Source organism: Lactiplantibacillus pingfangensis, assembly GCF_005404945.1.
Taxonomy (GTDB): Bacteria; Bacillota; Bacilli; order Lactobacillales; family Lactobacillaceae; genus Lactiplantibacillus; species Lactiplantibacillus pingfangensis.
Genome location: NZ_BJDG01000018.1, coordinates 48,481 through 66,098, shown reverse-complemented (window position 1 = coordinate 66,098; position 17,618 = coordinate 48,481). Strand labels below are relative to the sequence as shown.

Annotated in this window: 18 protein-coding genes; 11 read left to right on the top strand and 7 right to left on the bottom strand. The window is 42.9% G+C overall.

Annotated elements, in window-relative coordinates; all coding sequences use genetic code 11:
* Positions 1-15 precede the first annotated feature (15 nt).
* Complete coding sequence (locus FFM74_RS13670) at positions 16-177, bottom strand: hypothetical protein (protein ID WP_171000694.1); 162 nt, start codon at positions 175-177, stop codon at positions 16-18.
* Positions 171-1,409 carry a hypothetical protein gene (locus tag FFM74_RS09300; protein ID WP_137626353.1) on the bottom strand — a complete coding sequence of 413 codons (1,239 nt, stop codon included), beginning with the start codon at positions 1,407-1,409 and terminating at the stop codon, positions 171-173. Before FFM74_RS09300 ends, FFM74_RS13670 begins: the two co-directional genes overlap by 7 nt.
* A 163-nt stretch (positions 1,410-1,572) precedes the next feature.
* Here FFM74_RS09300 and FFM74_RS09295 point away from each other — a divergent pair, with 163 nt between their 5' ends.
* Positions 1,573-2,436 carry a LysR family transcriptional regulator gene (locus tag FFM74_RS09295; RefSeq protein ID WP_137626352.1) on the top strand — a complete coding sequence of 288 codons (864 nt, stop codon included), beginning with the start codon at positions 1,573-1,575 and terminating at the stop codon, positions 2,434-2,436.
* A gap of 96 nt (positions 2,437-2,532) precedes the next feature.
* Here FFM74_RS09295 and FFM74_RS09290 read toward each other — a convergent pair whose 3' ends face one another.
* Together FFM74_RS09290 and FFM74_RS09285 are read right to left on the bottom strand one after the other, a co-directional pair.
* Positions 2,533-3,381 (bottom strand): tetratricopeptide repeat protein, encoded by an 849-nt coding sequence (locus tag FFM74_RS09290; protein WP_137626351.1) that lies wholly within the window; start codon positions 3,379-3,381, stop codon positions 2,533-2,535.
* 282 nt (positions 3,382-3,663) lie between these two features.
* Complete coding sequence (locus FFM74_RS09285) at positions 3,664-4,137, bottom strand: nucleoside 2-deoxyribosyltransferase (RefSeq protein ID WP_137626350.1); 474 nt, start codon at positions 4,135-4,137, stop codon at positions 3,664-3,666.
* 211 nt (positions 4,138-4,348) lie between these two features.
* Between FFM74_RS09285 and FFM74_RS09280 the strand changes: the two genes are divergently transcribed.
* The 5 genes from FFM74_RS09280 to FFM74_RS09260 all read left to right on the top strand — a co-directional run bounded on the left by FFM74_RS09280 (position 4,349) and on the right by FFM74_RS09260 (position 10,159).
* Complete coding sequence (locus tag FFM74_RS09280) at positions 4,349-4,798, top strand: DUF1836 domain-containing protein (protein WP_137626349.1); 450 nt, start codon at positions 4,349-4,351, stop codon at positions 4,796-4,798.
* 28 nt (positions 4,799-4,826) lie between these two features.
* The gene (locus tag FFM74_RS09275; protein WP_137626348.1) at positions 4,827-5,765 is read left to right on the top strand and encodes an alpha/beta hydrolase; all 939 of its coding nucleotides are present in this window, start codon (positions 4,827-4,829) and stop codon (positions 5,763-5,765) included.
* Positions 5,766-6,007: 242 nt separating this feature from the next.
* On the top strand, positions 6,008-7,849 hold the full coding sequence (locus tag FFM74_RS09270; protein ID WP_137626347.1) for a PTS beta-glucoside transporter subunit IIBCA: 1,842 nt from the start codon (positions 6,008-6,010) through the stop codon (positions 7,847-7,849).
* Positions 7,850-7,852: 3 nt separating this feature from the next.
* Positions 7,853-9,304 carry a glycoside hydrolase family 1 protein gene (locus FFM74_RS09265; RefSeq protein ID WP_137626346.1) on the top strand — a complete coding sequence of 484 codons (1,452 nt, stop codon included), beginning with the start codon at positions 7,853-7,855 and terminating at the stop codon, positions 9,302-9,304.
* Positions 9,305-9,325: 21 nt separating this feature from the next.
* Positions 9,326-10,159 (top strand): PRD domain-containing protein, encoded by an 834-nt coding sequence (locus FFM74_RS09260; protein ID WP_137626345.1) that lies wholly within the window; start codon positions 9,326-9,328, stop codon positions 10,157-10,159.
* A 64-nt stretch (positions 10,160-10,223) separates the two neighbouring features.
* On the opposite strand, the gene FFM74_RS09255 is transcribed toward FFM74_RS09260, so the two are convergent.
* Positions 10,224-11,441 carry an MFS transporter gene (locus tag FFM74_RS09255; protein ID WP_137626344.1) on the bottom strand — a complete coding sequence of 406 codons (1,218 nt, stop codon included), beginning with the start codon at positions 11,439-11,441 and terminating at the stop codon, positions 10,224-10,226.
* Between the two features lie 218 nt (positions 11,442-11,659).
* On the opposite strand from FFM74_RS09255, the gene FFM74_RS09250 reads away from it, so the two are divergent.
* From FFM74_RS09250 to FFM74_RS09230, 5 genes are all read left to right on the top strand, one after another.
* Positions 11,660-13,033: a cytosine permease gene (locus FFM74_RS09250; protein ID WP_137626359.1), complete on the top strand. Its 1,374-nt coding sequence runs from the start codon at positions 11,660-11,662 to the stop codon at positions 13,031-13,033.
* 46 nt (positions 13,034-13,079) lie between these two features.
* Positions 13,080-13,463 carry a DUF1398 family protein gene (locus tag FFM74_RS09245; protein WP_137626343.1) on the top strand — a complete coding sequence of 128 codons (384 nt, stop codon included), beginning with the start codon at positions 13,080-13,082 and terminating at the stop codon, positions 13,461-13,463.
* Between the two features lie 155 nt (positions 13,464-13,618).
* On the top strand, positions 13,619-14,713 hold the full coding sequence (locus FFM74_RS09240) for a hypothetical protein (RefSeq protein ID WP_137626342.1): 1,095 nt from the start codon (positions 13,619-13,621) through the stop codon (positions 14,711-14,713).
* A gap of 784 nt (positions 14,714-15,497) precedes the next feature.
* A complete protein-coding gene (locus FFM74_RS09235) occupies positions 15,498-15,899 on the top strand; it encodes a type II toxin-antitoxin system RelE/ParE family toxin (RefSeq protein ID WP_137626341.1) in 402 nt (133 codons plus the stop codon).
* Positions 15,896-16,204, top strand: coding sequence for a helix-turn-helix domain-containing protein (locus FFM74_RS09230; RefSeq protein ID WP_137626340.1), 309 nt, complete (start codon positions 15,896-15,898; stop codon positions 16,202-16,204). Before FFM74_RS09235 ends, FFM74_RS09230 begins: the two co-directional genes overlap by 4 nt.
* 884 nt (positions 16,205-17,088) lie before the next feature.
* Here the strand turns inward: FFM74_RS09230 and FFM74_RS09225 are convergent.
* Together FFM74_RS09225 and FFM74_RS09220 are read right to left on the bottom strand one after the other, a co-directional pair.
* The gene (locus tag FFM74_RS09225) at positions 17,089-17,385 is read right to left on the bottom strand and encodes a hypothetical protein (RefSeq protein ID WP_223877211.1); all 297 of its coding nucleotides are present in this window, start codon (positions 17,383-17,385) and stop codon (positions 17,089-17,091) included.
* Between the two features lie 12 nt (positions 17,386-17,397).
* Positions 17,398-17,589: a hypothetical protein gene (locus FFM74_RS09220; RefSeq protein ID WP_137626339.1), complete on the bottom strand. Its 192-nt coding sequence runs from the start codon at positions 17,587-17,589 to the stop codon at positions 17,398-17,400.
* Positions 17,590-17,618: the final 29 nt, after the last annotated feature.

Below are 17,618 nucleotides of genomic sequence, written 5' to 3'. Positions count from 1 at the left end.
ACCGGAATCATGCCCTCAAGAAAATTGCTTAACAATTTTAATTATTTGATTGTCTACTTGACACGGAGCCGCGCCGTGAACCCCTTTTGCAGGTTGATTGCGTAACGGTGTCTTGTAACCTAATAAGTAAAATGGTGCCGTTGGGGTAATATCTTTTCTAGCATGTCCAACTAACATTTGGTCTTGTCCTCCTTGATTAATTTTTGACCTAATTTCGCACAGGCGGTTAAAACGAGTTGGTCTGAGCCGCGGCCTAATTGGGTATTCATGGCTTGATAAGTCACGTGATTAAAATCATCAGCTTCTGGTAAATACTTAGCACCACCGTTAACGAGTGTGGCGACTAAGGTATTTTGATCGGCATCTAAAGCTTGCCGGCACTTATTGCCAAATTGACTGTTCAATTCTGGTTGGGTGCCAACGAGTAAGTGCTGATTAAGCTTCAAACCAGCCACGCTTAGGTCAACCACGTTTCCGGTGGGCTCAAAATCATATTGATGAGTGGGTCTTAAAGCAAAGGTGGTTAGTTTTTGACGCTTAGTTGGTAATGACATTGACTGCGTGACTAATTGGCATTGGGTCAGTTGATCCCAAGCAGTGATACTAGTGACGGCAGCGTGTAGGCAGTCATAAAAGAGTTGACCTTGCTTGGTCATCAAGTTTTGGGCGATGATAAAAGGTTCATCATTGTTACCAGTAAATAGTGGTCGTTGGTCACCGGCAGCACCAGGCAGGAAAATTGCAACTTGTTGATCTTTTTCATACTGCTTAATACCAAAACCAACTAAATCACTGGAAATCATGCGGTTGCCAGTGTCATCGGTGAGATGATCTAGGACACTGGGCTGTAGATCATAGTTCGCTAACAGGTTAATATGACCATCAGCTTTTTGAAACCCCCAGACGCGTAATTGGTGATTTGAGTAGCCAGCGAAATTACGACCTAGCCACCAACCTGCTGGTGTCAAGACGTTACGATTAACGTTCAAAGGACAACTAATGGTCGCTTGTCCTAATTTGACAGGCTGTAGGTCCCGTTGGGCTGCCTGGCAGCTGACGGTTAGGCTGGTCATTAGTTTGGCAAGAATGAAGTCATAAGCCTGATGCGCTTCAGCAGTTTCGGGATTACTAGGTAAATGTGGTGCGGCAAAAGTATGGGTCACGGTAATCCAAACATTAGCTGGGGTGACCGGTAACAAGGTTGCAACCTTATCTTTGAACAGGGCAATGGCACCATTGTTAGGCAATGAAGTTAAATCCAGTGAGACAAGGGCGAAGTTTTGAGAACCGGTGATTAACATCACACGACTATTGAGCTCATCTAGTTTCTTGGTGAATTCACGGATAGGTAAATCGGTTGTTTTAAAATCAATGATGGCTTTACCGAAGCCAGCTTGGATAGTTGTCAAAACTGAGCACTCCTTTCATAATTCTTTGTGTAACCGTTTTCTTTACGAACTCTATTATGTTCCGGAAGCTATTGACACGCAATTCTAAGTCTGACTATACTTATGCCTGTAAGGAATATAAAGCGAACGTGTGCCAATTTTGCATAGATGGGAGTGGCGAAAGATGGATTTGAACTATTTAGATAATTTTTTAGCCTTAGTTAAAACGCAAAATTTTTCGACGGCTGCGGATGCTTGCTACATCACGCAATCGTCTTTATCAAAACGGATCAAACGATTGGAAAATGAGTTGGGAGTGCCGTTATTTGAACGGACAACGCGACAAGTTAAACTTACGCCGTATGGGGAAATCTATTTAAAATATGCGACTAAGATTAATTTATTATCTGAGCAAGCTACGGATGAAATTAATCGCCGCCATTTTGAAGACGCTGGCTTGGTAATTGGGGGAATTCCGTCGATTAATGAATACGGTATTTTAGATTTGATTACCGGCTTTATGGGGTCTCAGCATATTCGTTGTAAGGTAAAAACGGGACCATCCGAAGATTTAGAGCCCATGTTGTTGAACAAAACCATTGATTTTGCTTTTGTGAAGGATGTGCAAAACGGCGACTTATTTAATCAGTTACCGTATACAGAGGATCATTTGGTGGCAGTATTACCGAAAAATCATCCATTAGCACAACAATCAAGTGTTCATATTAAACAATTGGCAACTGAAGATTTTATTTTTCAACCGGTGAATTCACGACCCTATGATCTTTGTATGAAAATTTGTCAGGAGAATGGTTTTACGCCGAATGTTATTTATGCTGATCGGATTGTTGAAAATATTTTGAATTTTGTTAAAAAGGGGTTAGGTGTATCACTATTAATGAAAAAGCTTGTGCCGGTGGATGCTGATTTAGTTGCATTACCGATTGAGCCGACTGTTGTGGCGGATATTAATTTATGTTATTTAAAACAGAATAAGTTGAATCAGTATCAAGAACAGTTTGTGGCTTACTTTAATGGTGACCGTTAGCTTTACTCTAGAACAGTTGGAAGATTAGACACAAAAATACCTTGGTCAGATCTAAATTTTGGAAATCTGTTCAAGGTATTTTTTACTTGGATGGTATTAATTAAGTTTGGTCAAAGCTTGTTTGGCAGCATCGCTACCAAGTTTAACGCCTTTTTGGTAAATGGTCTTAGCCTTGGCAGTATCTTTTTTGACATATTTACCATTGGCATATAAGTCGCCCCAAGCCACGGCTGCATCACCGGCTTTAGCGTTACCGTGGGCATCTTTTAAAAGCTTTTTGTAGATATTAATGGCAGCGGTGGTGTCCTTTTTAACCCCATTACCATCTAGATATAGTTGAGCTAAGTTAATGCCACCGGTAATATCACCGGACTTGTAGGCAGCTTGATAGTAATTAGCCGCTGTTTTATAGTCTTTCTTGGCATCGTAGATTTGCCCTAAGTAACGTGGTGCTTTCATATCTTTGAGGGCATAGCCCTTTTTGAAGTTGGCTATCGCAGTGTTGAGGTTCTTTTTCACACCCCAACCGCTGTAATAAAGAATGCCGTTGTTGGTATAGCCTCGTCCTTGTCCCATCGCAGCTGCAATTGAATTCCAAGTGCGCGCTTTTTTGTAATCAAAGCCGGATTTTAAGGTGTATTCATGGAAGCCATTTTGGTACAATTCACCTAATTCTGCCGCCGCAGTCGCATTGCCTAGATTTGATGCAGTTTCGAGATCAGTAATCGCCGCATCTTGATCGCCACGTTTAAACTCAGTAAAAGCTTGATCATAGACTTTAACGGCTGCAGTTTTTTGTTGTTTCTGGCTGAGAACGACGACATTTTGATTGGCTTGTTGAATCACTTCTTTTTGTGAGTCAGCATGGGCATTGCTTGGAATTGTGATTAAGGTGGCTGCTAGTAATAAACTAGTGATACTGGCAACAACTGAACTTTTCTTCATACTGTGGTACCCCCGTATTTCATTTCGATAAATAGCAAAATTATAATCGCAGTATCGGAAATTGCTCAGGCCTGAAGGCGCTTTCTCTACATAAGCTATCCTAATGCAGGATAACTTATTCAGCAATTCGAATTAGGCATAGGGTTATGCCTCCGTTGAATGGGGGGCATATAAAGAATACGTTTCTTATTACGGGTCATACATAAAAAAGCCACGGACAATCAACGTTGATTGTCCGTGGCTTTGTCATATTTATCAAATCTTTATATTGTTTTTCCTAAATTAGAATACTGGTCGATTGGCTGGTTTTGATTTCAAATCGTCACAGTTGTAAGTTGCTAATTCTTGCAAGCCGTCCTTGCTGGCATCAAAGTAGGCGGTTAGCCCTTGTGAAATCATCAAGTTTAATTGCTTGTCGGCATCGTATTGAATGACTAAGACCGGTGTTTTTTCTGCCACGGCTGCACCGATTTCAAACATGGTGCCAGAGTCAGGTTCATTAGTGTCGCTAGTCATATCGAAGTCGAGTAAAGCAACGACGAGATCGGCGCGATGAACTTGCCGCATGTCGGAGGCGTAGACATATTGTTGCCAAGCGCGGCTACCGAAAGGTTCATCTTCAAATTGATGTTCTTGCGGCAAGAAGATGCCGTCAGAATTGATCGTTGGATTCGCAATTAATGCGGCCTTTACTTGTTCGATACGGGCTTGTTGGGCATCGTCAAAAAAGGGAGCTGCTAAATAAACGTTATTCATGAAGAACGTCCTTTCTATGTTGCGGTAGTTTTGGGTATGTCTTATTTTAGCCGAAAATGACCGCGGTTTTCAAGCTTTGTTGACATTAGGTTAGTAATGTTTGAGTATTATGTAGATTATAATTCTATATAATCTAATGTATAAAGCTAAATAGTCTTGTAATCTAAGCTAGTTTCAGGTAAATTAAGACGTAACATTTGGAGATGACTTAATGACAACTTTAGCAACATTCAAGTTGGTTTCATGGGATGAATTACCAGCGGTACCCATATACATGGATCAATTATTACAATTAGTGAATCAACGATTAGCACCGCTTAGCTTGCCAGCAGTAACAAAAACTATGGTGAATAGTTATGTCAAACAACACTTTTTCAGTCGACCGGTCGGACATCAATATAATCGCAATCAGCTTGTCGCCGTTTTGGTCGTGACGATTTTGAAACAAGATTTTTCTTTAGCAACTATCAGCCGGGCAATTCTCGCGATTCGTGAGTCCCGTCTAATTGAACAACGCTATGGTGAATTCGCTACGGCATTTGAACAAGCGCTACGGACACAATCAGTCACAAGTTTGGGCAGTGATACGACGACACAAGCGATCCAATTTGCTGCGCAAACGGTGGCTTATCATTTATTAACACAACAAGCTTTGTCATAGGTTTACAATTATGGGGGAAATTAAAACGATGTCAGTAAAGAAAAAATGGACACTAGCGTTAGCGACACTGGCGGCAGTCTTAGTCATTGGGGTGACTGGGGGCAGCTTCTATCTGTATCATTTCGCCTTCGAACCAACACCGAAAGTGTTAACGAGTACTTCGAAGAAGAGTCATGCTATTTTGGTTAAAAATAAGGCCTGGCTCAAATCAATTGAAAAACAGACCTGGCATGAAACGTCAGCGACGGACAATTTTAAATTAGTGGCGGACTTTGTGCCTGCCGCGAAGAAAACCAACCGAACAATTGTGATTGCGCATGGTTACATGGGTAACAAAGAACAGATGGCGAGCTATATTCGGTTGTGGCATCGGCAAGGCTACAATGTTTTAGCAACGGATGATCGTGGCAATGGTCAGAGTCAAGGAAATTACTATGGTTTTGGCTGGCCGGATCGGCTGGACTATGTGAAGTGGACCCAACAAGTGGTCCGCCGTTTAGGTACTGATAGCGAAATCGGGTTGTTCGGGGTTTCAATGGGTGGTGCGACCGTGATGATGATGAGTGGTGAAAAGTTACCATCACAAGTGAAAGCCATTGTCGAAGATTGTGGCTATACGAGTGTTGCCGATGAGTTGTCATATGAATTGAAGCAACGCTACCACTTGCCGAAGTTTCCACTGATTTACACCACAAGCTGGATTGCTAATCAGAAAGCCCATTTTAATTTCCTAGAAGCAAGTGCTGTGAACCAGTTGAAGCAAAATAAGTTACCAATTTTCTTCATTCATGGGGCGGACGATACGTTTGTGCCTACGAAGATGGTCTATGAAAATTATCGGGCAACGACAGTTAAAACTAAGAAGTTATGGGTTGTGCCGGGAGCCAAGCATGGCGAGGCGTTGAATAAGCAACCCAAGCTGTACGAAGAAAAAGTTTCAGCGTTTATGGGACAATATCTAAAATAGCGATAATTGGCTAGCTGCCGGGAGTTGATGCCCTGGATTGGTTAGCTATTTTTGTGCTTGAAAATTAATCTAGTTATAAATGACGCTTGACATTCGTAAAGTAAGGGCTTACATTATGAACATACAAACGAATAAAACTAGACATGTAACTGGTAAAGCAGGCAGGATCTAAAAAGTTCATTGAGTGACGACTCAAGTGCTTTTCGGATTCTGTCTTTTAATGTCTAAAGGAGCGAAATAAGATGGATTTTAACACGAGTGCTAAAGAAATAATTGCCGGTGTCGGTGGCGCCAAAAATGTGGCGACTTTGATTCATTGTTCAACGCGGCTACGGTTTACTTTAAACGATTTTGATCAAGTTGATTTGGAAGCTTTAAAAAAGGTTGATGGGGTTCTCGGGGCAGTCATTGCTGGGGGCCAATGTCAGGTGATTATCGGCAACGATGTTATTGAAATGTTTGATGCGGTTGACGCGCAATTAGCCGGAAAAACGGGGAGTACAGCTGCTAAGGGACCCAAACAGTCATTTGGCAAAGTTGCCTTGGATTTCATTATCGGCGTCTTCCAGCCATTAGTCCCAGCGATTGCAGGCGGTGGGATTCTAAAAGCGGTATTGATGTTACTTGCCATGCTTGGTTGGGTCAGTGACAAGAGTCAAACCTATCAAATTTTAAATATTGTAGGTGGGGCACCATTGTATCTTTTACCACTGCTAGTTGCGATTACGGCTGCTCAAAAGCTTAAAGTTAATCCACTAGTGGCTGTTTCAACAGTGGGTGTGCTGATCTTACCTGATATGGTGACTATGTTAACCAAAGGCACCGAACTTTTCGGCATGAAAGTCATGAACGTGACCTATAGTTCACAAGTGTTCCCCGCGATTTTGAGTGTGCTATTTTATGCCTTGATGGAACGACTCTTTACAAAGTATTCACCAAAGCCAATTCGGATTTTCTTTGTGCCGATGATGGCGATGTTGATCACGGCACCAGTCACGCTGCTATTCCTTGGACCCCTAGGTTATGTCGTTGGTGAAGGTTTCGTTAGTGTCATTCTGTTCTTGAACACTCATCTTGGCTGGTTAGCGACCGCTTTATTAGCTGGTGTCTTACCATTCATGGTTGCGACTGGTATGCATAAGCCAATGATTCCATATGTTGTTTCAAGTTTTAGTGCTGTCGGCAAAGAAGCGTTGTATTTACCAGCGTCATTAGCACATAATATTTCCGAAAGTGGGACTTGTTTTGCAATCGCGATTCGAACAAGCGATGCTAAAATGCGTGGCGTTGCAATTTCGGCAGCTATTTCGGCCTTATTTGGAATCACTGAACCAGCCCTATATGGCGTTACGTTGCAACACAAGAGGGCATTAATTAGTGTTATTACTGGTAGTGTTATTGGTGGTGCCTATATGGGTATTGTTAGTTTAACTGGTTTTACAATTGTGGGACCTGGATTAGCAAGTTTACCGATGTTTGTCGATAAGAGTGATCCAGCCAACTTAATTCACGCTTTAATCGGTTTTGTCATTTCATTTGTTGTTTCCTTTGTCGCCGGTTTACTTTTATGGAAAAATGAGGCTGAGACTAACACGGATGACGTCAAAAAGACGAGCGAAGTTGCTGCTGAAGATTTGAATGCCCCAATTGCTGGTCAAGTGATGCCGTTATCCGAAGTGCCTGATGATGTCTTTTCACAAGGCTTGATCGGTCAAGGAATTGCAATTGATCCAAGTGAGGGACGGTTAGTTGCCCCAACTGCTGGCACAATCGAAATGGTCTATGAAACGAAGCATGCGCTAGGCATGAAGACAGACAACGGTGCGGAGTTGTTATTCCACATTGGATTGGATACGGTTCAATTGAACGGCCAATATTTTGAGTCAGCGGTACAAGTCGGTCAGCACGTTGAAGCAGGGGAGTTATTGGAAACGTTTGACCTCGATAAGATCAAGGTGGCAGGCTACAATCCGATTACAATGATGGTGGTCACTAATCAAAATGATTATACTGTGGCTGTTGATGAAACTGGTGAAAATTCAATTAATGAGTCAGTCATGAATATTGCAAAGTTAGGAGTTTAGCTGATGGGATTAAGAAAAGATTTTTTATGGGGTGGCGCGATTGCTGCTAACCAGGTAGAAGGTGCTTGGAATGTTGATGGTAAGGGGTTATCAGTGGCAGATGTTGCCACCTACAAGCCTAATGTTGATGTCAAAGACTATCGCAAACAGGTTGGCGTGACGAAGGCCGATATTGATGCGGCAATTCAGAGTACCGATGCGACCGATTATCCAAAACGGCGTGGCATTGATTTTTATCATCGCTATGCGGGTGATATCGACTTGTTTCACGAAATGGGTTTTAAAACGTTGCGGCTATCCATTGCGTGGACTCGGATTTTTCCGACAGGAGAGGAAGCCGAACCGAATCAGGCTGGTCTAGCCTATTACAAAGCTGTCTTTGCCAAGTTGCACGCGGCTCAGATTGAACCAATCGTCACGTTATCCCATTATGAGATGCCGTTGGCCTTGGCGACTAAGTATAACGGCTGGGCCGACCGGCGTGTCATCGACTTATTTGTAAAATTCTGTCAGGCTTGTTTCACCGCATATAAAGACGATGTGAAATACTGGCTGACCTTCAACGAAATTGACAGTGTGACACGGCATCCCTTTACTTCTGCGGGGATTATTCCGGACCAAACAGAGAACCTACTTCAAACAGAATACCAAGCTTTTCATCATCAATTCGTAGCATCAGCGTTAGTAACGAAAGCTTGTCATGAGACGATTCCTGGTAGCCAGGTGGGCTGTATGCTGACAAAATTGACGGATTATCCGAATTCATCTGACCCTCGTGATGTACTGGCGTCATTTAACAAAAATACGATGAACTATTTTCCAGCCGATGTACAAGTCTTTGGCGCGTACCCAGCTTTAGTTTTAAACTATTTCAAGGAACAAGACATTGAGATCAAGTTGGCACCAGATGACCTAGCCATTTTGAAAGCAAATACCGTTGATTTTGTGTCATTCAGTTATTATATGTCGATGGTCTCATCATACGATGAAAATAACTTAACATTAACGACAGGCAACACGGTTGTCGGTGGTAAGAATCCACACCTTGAAATGACTGATTGGGGTTGGACGGTTGATCCAGTCGGCTTGCGGATTTCGCTACTCCAACTCTACGATCGTTATCACAAACCGTTGATGATCGTCGAAAATGGTATGGGAGCCAAAGATGACTTGACTGCCGACCACCAAGTGCATGATGATTATCGGATCAAGTATTTCAAGGCACATTTTGAGCAAATGATTCAAGCCGTGGATGCCGGCGTGGACTTGATTGGCTATACAAGTTGGGCACCGATTGACTTGGTCAGTGCATCCACTTCTCAAATGTCGAAACGCTATGGCTTCATTTATGTCGACGAAGACGATTTGGGCCACGGCTCCTTGAAACGTTATAAGAAAGATTCGTTTAATTGGTATCAAAAAGTTATTCAGACAAATGGTGCTGACTTAAGTTAGACTAAAATGGGAGGTGATGACATGCTGCACATCAAAAAAGTGTTGAACTCTAGTGTTGTGCTAGCGACCAATGAACGTGATCAGGAGTTCATTTTGCTCGGTAAAGGCATTGGTTACGGGAAAAAGGCAGGAACTGCTGTGACAGACGGCGATTTTAACCAAGTCTTTGTGCCAGCGCCGGACCCGAATGTTGAACAACTGTTGACGACGATTGCGTCATCATCGCCACAATTAATTGAAATTACGCAACAAGTCATCGCGCACGCCACAGCCCGGTTGCAGATGAAGTTGAGCGATACGTTGTTCATTTCATTACTAGACCATTTAAAATTTGCCTTGGAACGTGCTGAAAAAGGTATCGTGATTACGAATCGGGTTTATTGGGAAATCAAGACTTACTATGCCGCCGAATTTGCAATTGGTAGTTTTGCAGTAAGCGCCATGAATACGCATTTAGGAACCGCCTTTTCTGATCAAGAAGCAGCAAACATTGCTGCACATGTGATTAATGCCGAGAATGGCACAGATGAACGCAAAGATGCTTTAAAAGCGGGGCAACTGATTGGGCGTGTCATTAATATTATTAAGTATCAAGCCGGTGGTGTCTTGGATGAAGCGGATCCTAATTATCAACGCTGTTTGGTACACGTGAAGTTTTTGGTTGAACGAGCGATTGCGCATCATCTTTTAGCGGATGGTGATCCTGCAATGGTAGCGTTGGTTCAGAGTCAAAATCGACGGGCTTATCAAGTTGCCCAGAAGGTTGCGGCTTATTTGGATATGAAATTTGCTGCACCACTACCAGATGAAGAAATTATGCTGATGGCGATGCAAATTCAACGACTATTAAAATAGCAAAAAGGCTATCAACTCAGCGGTTGATGGCCTTTTTATTAGCGCTGACACTGATTTTTAAATTCTAAGCGCCATGCTTAAACGGATGCCGCATGCTTGGAATAAAAATCAGCACAACAATGAAGTTCAAAAGTAACGATAGTGCGGTGAAAATGAAGACACCGTTGTAATCAAACCAATTAGAAACGACCCCACCTAGTAAGGAGCCTAGCATACTGCCCAATGCTTGGAATGACTGATTCCAGCTGAAAATGGTCCCGGTCAACCGGTGCGGGGTATTTTTGGATAACAAGGTTTGAACAGTTGGAAAGAGTGCCCCATCAGAAACCCCAATCATGAAGCGCAAGAGACCCAGTGTCCAAATACTGGAAACGAAGCCTTGTGGAAAGTACATCAAGATTGCGAAGACAAAGCCGAAGACGAGAATGCGGTCGGTGCCCCGGGTATCGCCTAAGTGACCGAGACGTGGTGCCGATAACAGGGTGGAAATCCCAGGTAAGGCGGCGATGATCCCAGCAACAACGGTAATTGGGCCGACGTTATGCATTAATTGTTTAACGTAAAGGCTGATAATTGGTGTAATCGAGTTGTTACCCATTTGAATAATCATTGTCGAGACGAGTAACGTGACAATTAAAGTTGGATTTTTGAACTGGCTTAATAAGCTGCCCTTTTCGGTTTCGGCAGGTTGGGGTTCAGGATGATAATTTTCATGAACCAGCGTCAGACTGAGCACGAACACGATGAGTAACAAGATCCCCGTAATAATGAAGGTTAGCCGGATTGAAAAGACTTGCGCCAACACGCCACCAAGAATTGGGCCAATCAAGTTACCGGAGACGTAGCCAGTTGTTAAAATGCCGATAGCGGTCCCACTGCTTTCCTTCGGTGTTTCTGTCGCAATTAGGGCACTAGCGTTTGGAATATAGCCAGCACACAAGCCTTGCAGAAAACGCAGGAAAATGAGAATCCAAATGTTGTGGACAAAGCCCATGGCGCCAATGACGATGGCCATGCCAAGCGACGAGCGTAGCAGCATGAGTTTTCGCCCGCGACGATCGGCAAGCTTGCCCCAAAGTGGGGACACAACGGCAATCACAAAGAAAGTCACGGCATACGTTAGGCCGCTGTACATGGTTAGTTGACCACGGGTGAAGTGGCCAAGCTCACTCACATATAAGGATAGAAACGGCATGACTTCTGAGAACCCCATGCCGGCAATAAATGTGCCTAACCATAAAACAGCGAGATTTCGCCGCCAACCTTCCAGTGTGCCCTTCAATTATGTCACCTTCCTTAACCTGTCATTTAATAAGTACGCGAGTTTAATCGGATTTCCTTTTTTATTTTGAAATTTTTTCAAAACTAATGGAATCATGACGTTCTCTTAATCTTACGGCTTTTTAAAAGTAAGTACAACGACCAAGTTTGCGTAAAAGTGACTTGACCATTCTCGCTGAAAAACGGACAATGGTTAACAATGTAGAAAGGGTGAACGTCGTGAAGCAGGAACCGAAGTATCAGATTGAAATTGTGGCGCCAAAACACCGGCACATGTCAAATTGGGACATGTTTGCCACTTGGATTGGTGCCAATGCCAACAATGGGACATGGTATGTTGGTGGGGTCTTAGCAGCTTGTGGGTTATTAACTGCTTTGAAAGTAATCGTTGCTTCGTCGACGTTGTCGTATTTGTGTTTATCGTTGGTTGGGTTTATGGGATACAAGACTGGGGCGTCAACCATGAGCTTGATTCGCGGCTCATTTGGGGTGCGCGGCAGTTACGTGCCGTCGTTTGTTAATTTAACCATTTATATTGGCTGGACAGCGGTGAATACGTTTATTGCGGCCACTTCGGTCAGTTATTTGTTACACGATATTATCGGCTGGCCAGTTTATGGCCAACCAGGAGGTGCCAAGGGGCTGATCATGGGGGTCATCGTGATGAGTATCTTGCATTTTCTCAGCGTTTCAGTGGGCCAACGCTCGGTTCAAATTGTGGAACGCGTCGGCATTATTTTAGTCATTTTATTCGTCTTGTGGGAATCGGTCGTCGTGTTCAAGACGGTCACCTTTTCACAATTATTGACTTGGCAGGCACCAGCTCGTTTACATATGACAGCGGGGGCCGGGATGGATACGTTAGCCGCATTTAACCTAGCCTGGGTCATTGCTGGCGCTGACTTTACCCGTTTTACCCACAAACGGTCGGGCGCAACGAAGATGCCATTCTTGGGTGCCTTTACCGGTGTTTTCTGGTTCGCCTTCATTGGTTTGGCCGCAACCATTAGTATTGCGATCACTTCTGGGACGTATGATCCGAATAACTCTGATCCTAGTACGATTGCTAGTCGGTTAGGCTTGGGGGTGTTGGCGCTACTCGTGATTATTTTGACGAGTATGACGGCCAATGCGGTTAATTTACTTGCCGCCGGTTCGGCCCTCTCAAATATTTTTCCGAAGATTCGGTTGCGCCCGGCTTTGTGGGCCGTTACGGTGATTGCGACATTGGTGACCTTGATTCCATTGGCAATCGGCAGCTTTTTGGCGGCCTTTACCGCTTTCTTGGACTATATTGGGATGGTTTTAGGCCCGATGATCGCGGTGATGTTGATTGATTATTATTGGCGACATCATCAAAATTATGACGTGAATGAACTCGCTAGCTCGAAAGGACAGTACTGGTATGCACACGGCATCAACTGGATTGCGCTTGGCTGTTGGGTTCTGGGAGTTGTGATTTATTTATTGTTGAAACACATTCCGTTCGTCGCAAATGTTTTGGGCGCAACCTTTATTGATATGGTCATTATCGGTTTGATTTATATGGGGCTAATGCGGATTTTCTACCCAATGAAAACCAAATCGGCGTAATTTGGATTACAATGGAGAAGTAAACGAAATTTAAAGGGGCGTAACTATGTTTAAATTAGATGCAATTGATAAAGTTTTAGCAGAACTTGGCGACCATGTGGATTTTGCCACGATTGCTAAAAAGCAAGCCGACTTGGGCGTTCAACATTTTCAATATGATGTTGCCACCGGTTCGACCACGTATTTTGGCGCGGATGGCTATTTAGTTGAACGGCGCACGAATGGTTTAGCTACTAAAGTCGCCATGGAAGAAGACGCTAAAGAAGTTGCTAAGGTCGGGCAAGAATATGTTACTGGAACCTTGTCATTGGCAGATGCAGTGAAACGGTTAGCAGCGGCTGGTTGCCAAGCTTGGACGGCTAACTTGAAGCGTAATGTGATTGATTTTAGCGGCGCCGAAGGGAAGTTCATGGCGACCGTTCAATTTTAATGAGGCGTGTTGATGAGATTCAGCGATTAGGTGCTGGATCTCTTTTTTACACAGTAACTTAGGTCAATCAGACGCGGCGTGTTAAACTGCTTAAATGGTCGTTAGTGTCTCTAACGCCATGCCATTATAGTGAGTTGAAATGGGAGAAAACGATAATGATAAAACTCGTATTAGGTCTCGCGGCGATTTTGGCCGTGGTTGCGGGCTATTTTCAATGGCGATTACGGTATGATCAACGGCAACTGGTTGATTATTTGTCAGATCACCACAAGACGATGACGCCGCAACAAATTCGTGCCAGCCGTCAGTTCATGATGACGAGCGATTATTGGCGGCGACCACAATTAGTGCGTGGTCATCGGCTCGCACGGATTGGAAAAATTATCGCCGTGGCCAGTGCAATTTTAGTTGGCTTAGAATTGTTGGGCTTGTTTGATGGCGCCCTGAATGCTCAACTTTGGTTTAGTGAGAGTTTAGGCGGTGTGGTTATTGGCTTGGCGTTAAACAGTTACGGTCATTGGGATTTTAATCGGAAGTTAGCGACGTTGACAGCGCCAACCGATGACCTGCCAATCACGCTGGCAACGACGCCCAAAGTATTAGGCGAAGCGGCGGCTAAACATCATGCGAGTATGCGGTTAGCTTGGTTAGCTGTGGTCGTCCTAGGCTTATTTGCCAGTAGCGTTAATTGGTGGCCGGTTGAGGGATTACGATATCAAGCTGGGCGGTTAGCGGTAACGGCCTTGGTCCATCAGATTAAGCAGACCAAGCTTCAGCCAGTAACTGGTGACGAACGGCTACTTGATGATCCGAAAGCTGTTCAGAAGCAAGCAACTGGGTCAACAGCGGGATTGACGGCGCAACAAACGGCTGGCTTGTTGTCATTGTATTATGAAGCAGCCAGCAATCAAGATTTATGGCGGATGCGCAATGGTGTCACCGCCCGTTATACTTACTATGTTGTTAAACAAAAATCGGCTAAAGTTTACGTAGTGAAACGGCAGACTGATACAGATGAAACGAGTTTTATTTATAGTGCACGGGTGGCATCGACTGGCGTTGTTACCTTGTCTCAGTCCAGTGACCCAACTGGTGAACGAACGGATTTGCAAGGCCGCATTCCAAAGCAAGAACTGATCCCCAATACGACAGTCAAGTTAGGCCAATTAGTGACCGCGTACCAGCATCAGCGTGCGTTTCGACTGATGGTCAAGGCGCTACATCCGGGTGGTGAACTGACTGCAAAATAACTAATGTTTAGGTGATATATAGCGATTAATCAATCCTTGATTTTTTTCGAGGACTGATTAGTCGTTTTTTTAGTTAATCAAGATCACGAAAGTGCTAGGTTATTTATTACAAAAAAATAATCAAACCCAATTTATTCACAAAAATCAGCCAATTTAAACTATCCCAATTTCGGCTTTGATTATGAACCATTGTCTGATGAACAAGTGGAACTTGTTCATCACTATCAAGATATCGCCGATCAATTAGCTATTGGGCAAGATAAGATACAAAAAAATCAATGCCATCTTCAAGCAAATTAATCCAGTATTGATTTTAAAAGTTGAATCATCACCTTACTCTGTGACAACACTCATCACAATGGAAAAAACGTTTTTTCCAAAATGAAGGCGATCGCGATTATTCTGGTGACCCATTACATGACCTTGGTTGGCGGACTGAAATTAAAGTCAATAGCATCGGCAAACTCCTTGCTGATTTAACTGCGTAAGAAAAGATTAATCTCCTACTTGAAAGTGACGTAACATCATATCGAATCGCTGCTCAAACTGACATGAACGTTTCTTCGATCGTCGACATGCGCAATGGCAAACACCAAGTACCTAACTTGCGGTTAGAGACGGCTGAAAAACTTATCAGCTACTTTAATGGGCTTGTTGACGATACGCTGTAGACTCGCTGAGGCGGAAACGAACTAATCCAAGGATAGCCAAGAAAAAATTGACGCTTATTTTCCAAACAAATATATTGCCAACTACGATATTATAGTATACGATATTATCGTAGTTGGCAGAAGGAAATCCCATGACTGATAACAAACTTTATTTCAAATATACTGACCAGTTCAACGAGCTTTGGCAAAAAGCAGGCCTCACTAACGAACACAAAATTGACTTTGAAACTGCAATCAAGACATATCACCTAAATTTACCAGCTAACAATCACGGGAAGCAGTTTCCCGGTGCGATTGTACCTGGTACTGGTGGCGCATTTAAATATCGTTACGCCGACTCGGATAGCAACGGGGGTAAGAGTGGTAGTTATCGGACAATCTATTTTGCCGTGCATAATCGTACCTTATGGTTTGTCGGTTTCTATGGAAAGTCTGATAAGGAAAGCTTAACTGATGTTGAAAAGGCTGACCTGTTGAAGTTCTCAAAGTTATTGAAGAAAGGAATAATAAAATGACTAAAAAACTGACACCATTACAAATTTCAATCCGGCAAGCAACTGCTGCGTTGCATGGCGATGAATCTCATGTTACTACACACGCTGTTTCACTAAAGCCTGTACCAGATTTTGATGCTACGGCCATTAAAACAGTTCGGAGTGAGATGGCCGTTACCCAACGTGTATTTGCGGATTACATTGGGGTTTCACCTCGTACTGTCGAATCATGGGAAGCTGGTAACAGTCACCCAAGCAGTACTGCACGCCGCTTGCTCCAGCTCATTCAAGTTCAGCCTGAAACATTAAATCTTATTATCAAATAGATGATTACTGAAAGGAATTAACTTATATTAAATAGACAAACACATTTGAGCCTACCAATGCCAAACGGCATAGTGAACTCGAAATGAAATTGTCCAGTAGTGTTGCAACCATTGACGAACCTAATTTCTTATCAAAATCAGACGCTAAATCTATTTTAGAAATAACAAAGCCTCTAATTAACCGCCTATCTATCGCTGATAAAAAACAAATAAAACAATAGATGTTTGTTTTGATGACTCTGCATTAGTAAGCAATAATAACTTTAATTTTATGCTGGTTGGAGATCAATATGATTGTAAAATTGCACTGTTTGGTAGTGTAAAAAGAATGAATGCTGGGAACTGGTGCGAATACACGATTATTGACGATAATGTAGCAATTGGAAATTATTTATTTGTTAAGGTAAGCTGTCATGGTGATCTATATTACGTTGATCAAGAGCCCGTGTCAGAGTATCTTAGTGTCGGGAAGTTCATGTTTGATTGTTCCAGAAAAGATTTAATTCAGGTGAATAGTACACTACATGATGATTTATTGAGGGAATAGTAAGAGATAACTCAATAATATTGATTAAAGTATCATCGCTGAATAAAACTAACCTGATTGGTAGTATTATTCCATTAGGATATTTTATCGTTCAAGCGATTTTTGTAGTAACAATGGGCGATGGAATGTGAGGATTACTGACTAGTTTAGTTGGTAGGTTGGTAATTGCGTTGGTTTATTTTGGGCTGTTTGCTTAGGAAAAACGGCGTGTAAGCTAGCTTCAAATGAGGTGGACTCACATGTAGTGACCAAACCGCTTTTCTAATTCCAAAACAGCAGAATCAAAAAAGGTTAAGTCAAAATCGGCCTAAACACGGTGGATTTTGGCTTAACCTTTTTAGTACCCAGCATGATGATATTGACGACTCAACCGTCGTTCCACTGAGAATAACGTTAATGGATTCATTTTACGTAATTGATCTGAATCATAGCGCATGACCAGTTGTTCCGAACTGTTTACCGTCACTTGATGAACGCCATTAAAGCTTTCAAGGGCTTGTAGAACTTGTGCTTGCAATTCAGGATGTGCCGGCCAAACTGGTGAGGTGAGCATGACGAGGCCATGTTCAGGGTGTTGCATCGTAATCTGGTACTTATTGAGATATTTATTAAAAACATCGGCTGGATTCATCATCAAAAACGCTCCTTAAATGCTGGTCCAAAGCGGAATTGCAGTCCAAATGAAGAAACCTGCAACCCCGGCAGCGGCAATGCCAGCTAATAGCCAAATAGTTGCCATTAATTTTTGAACTTGGTGAAAGTAATAACCGGTAAGCCCCCAACAAATGAGCGCCAAAATGACACTAGTTCCGATAATTAGATTAATTATAATTTCCATTGAAATTTAAATACTCCTTGTTTAATCCG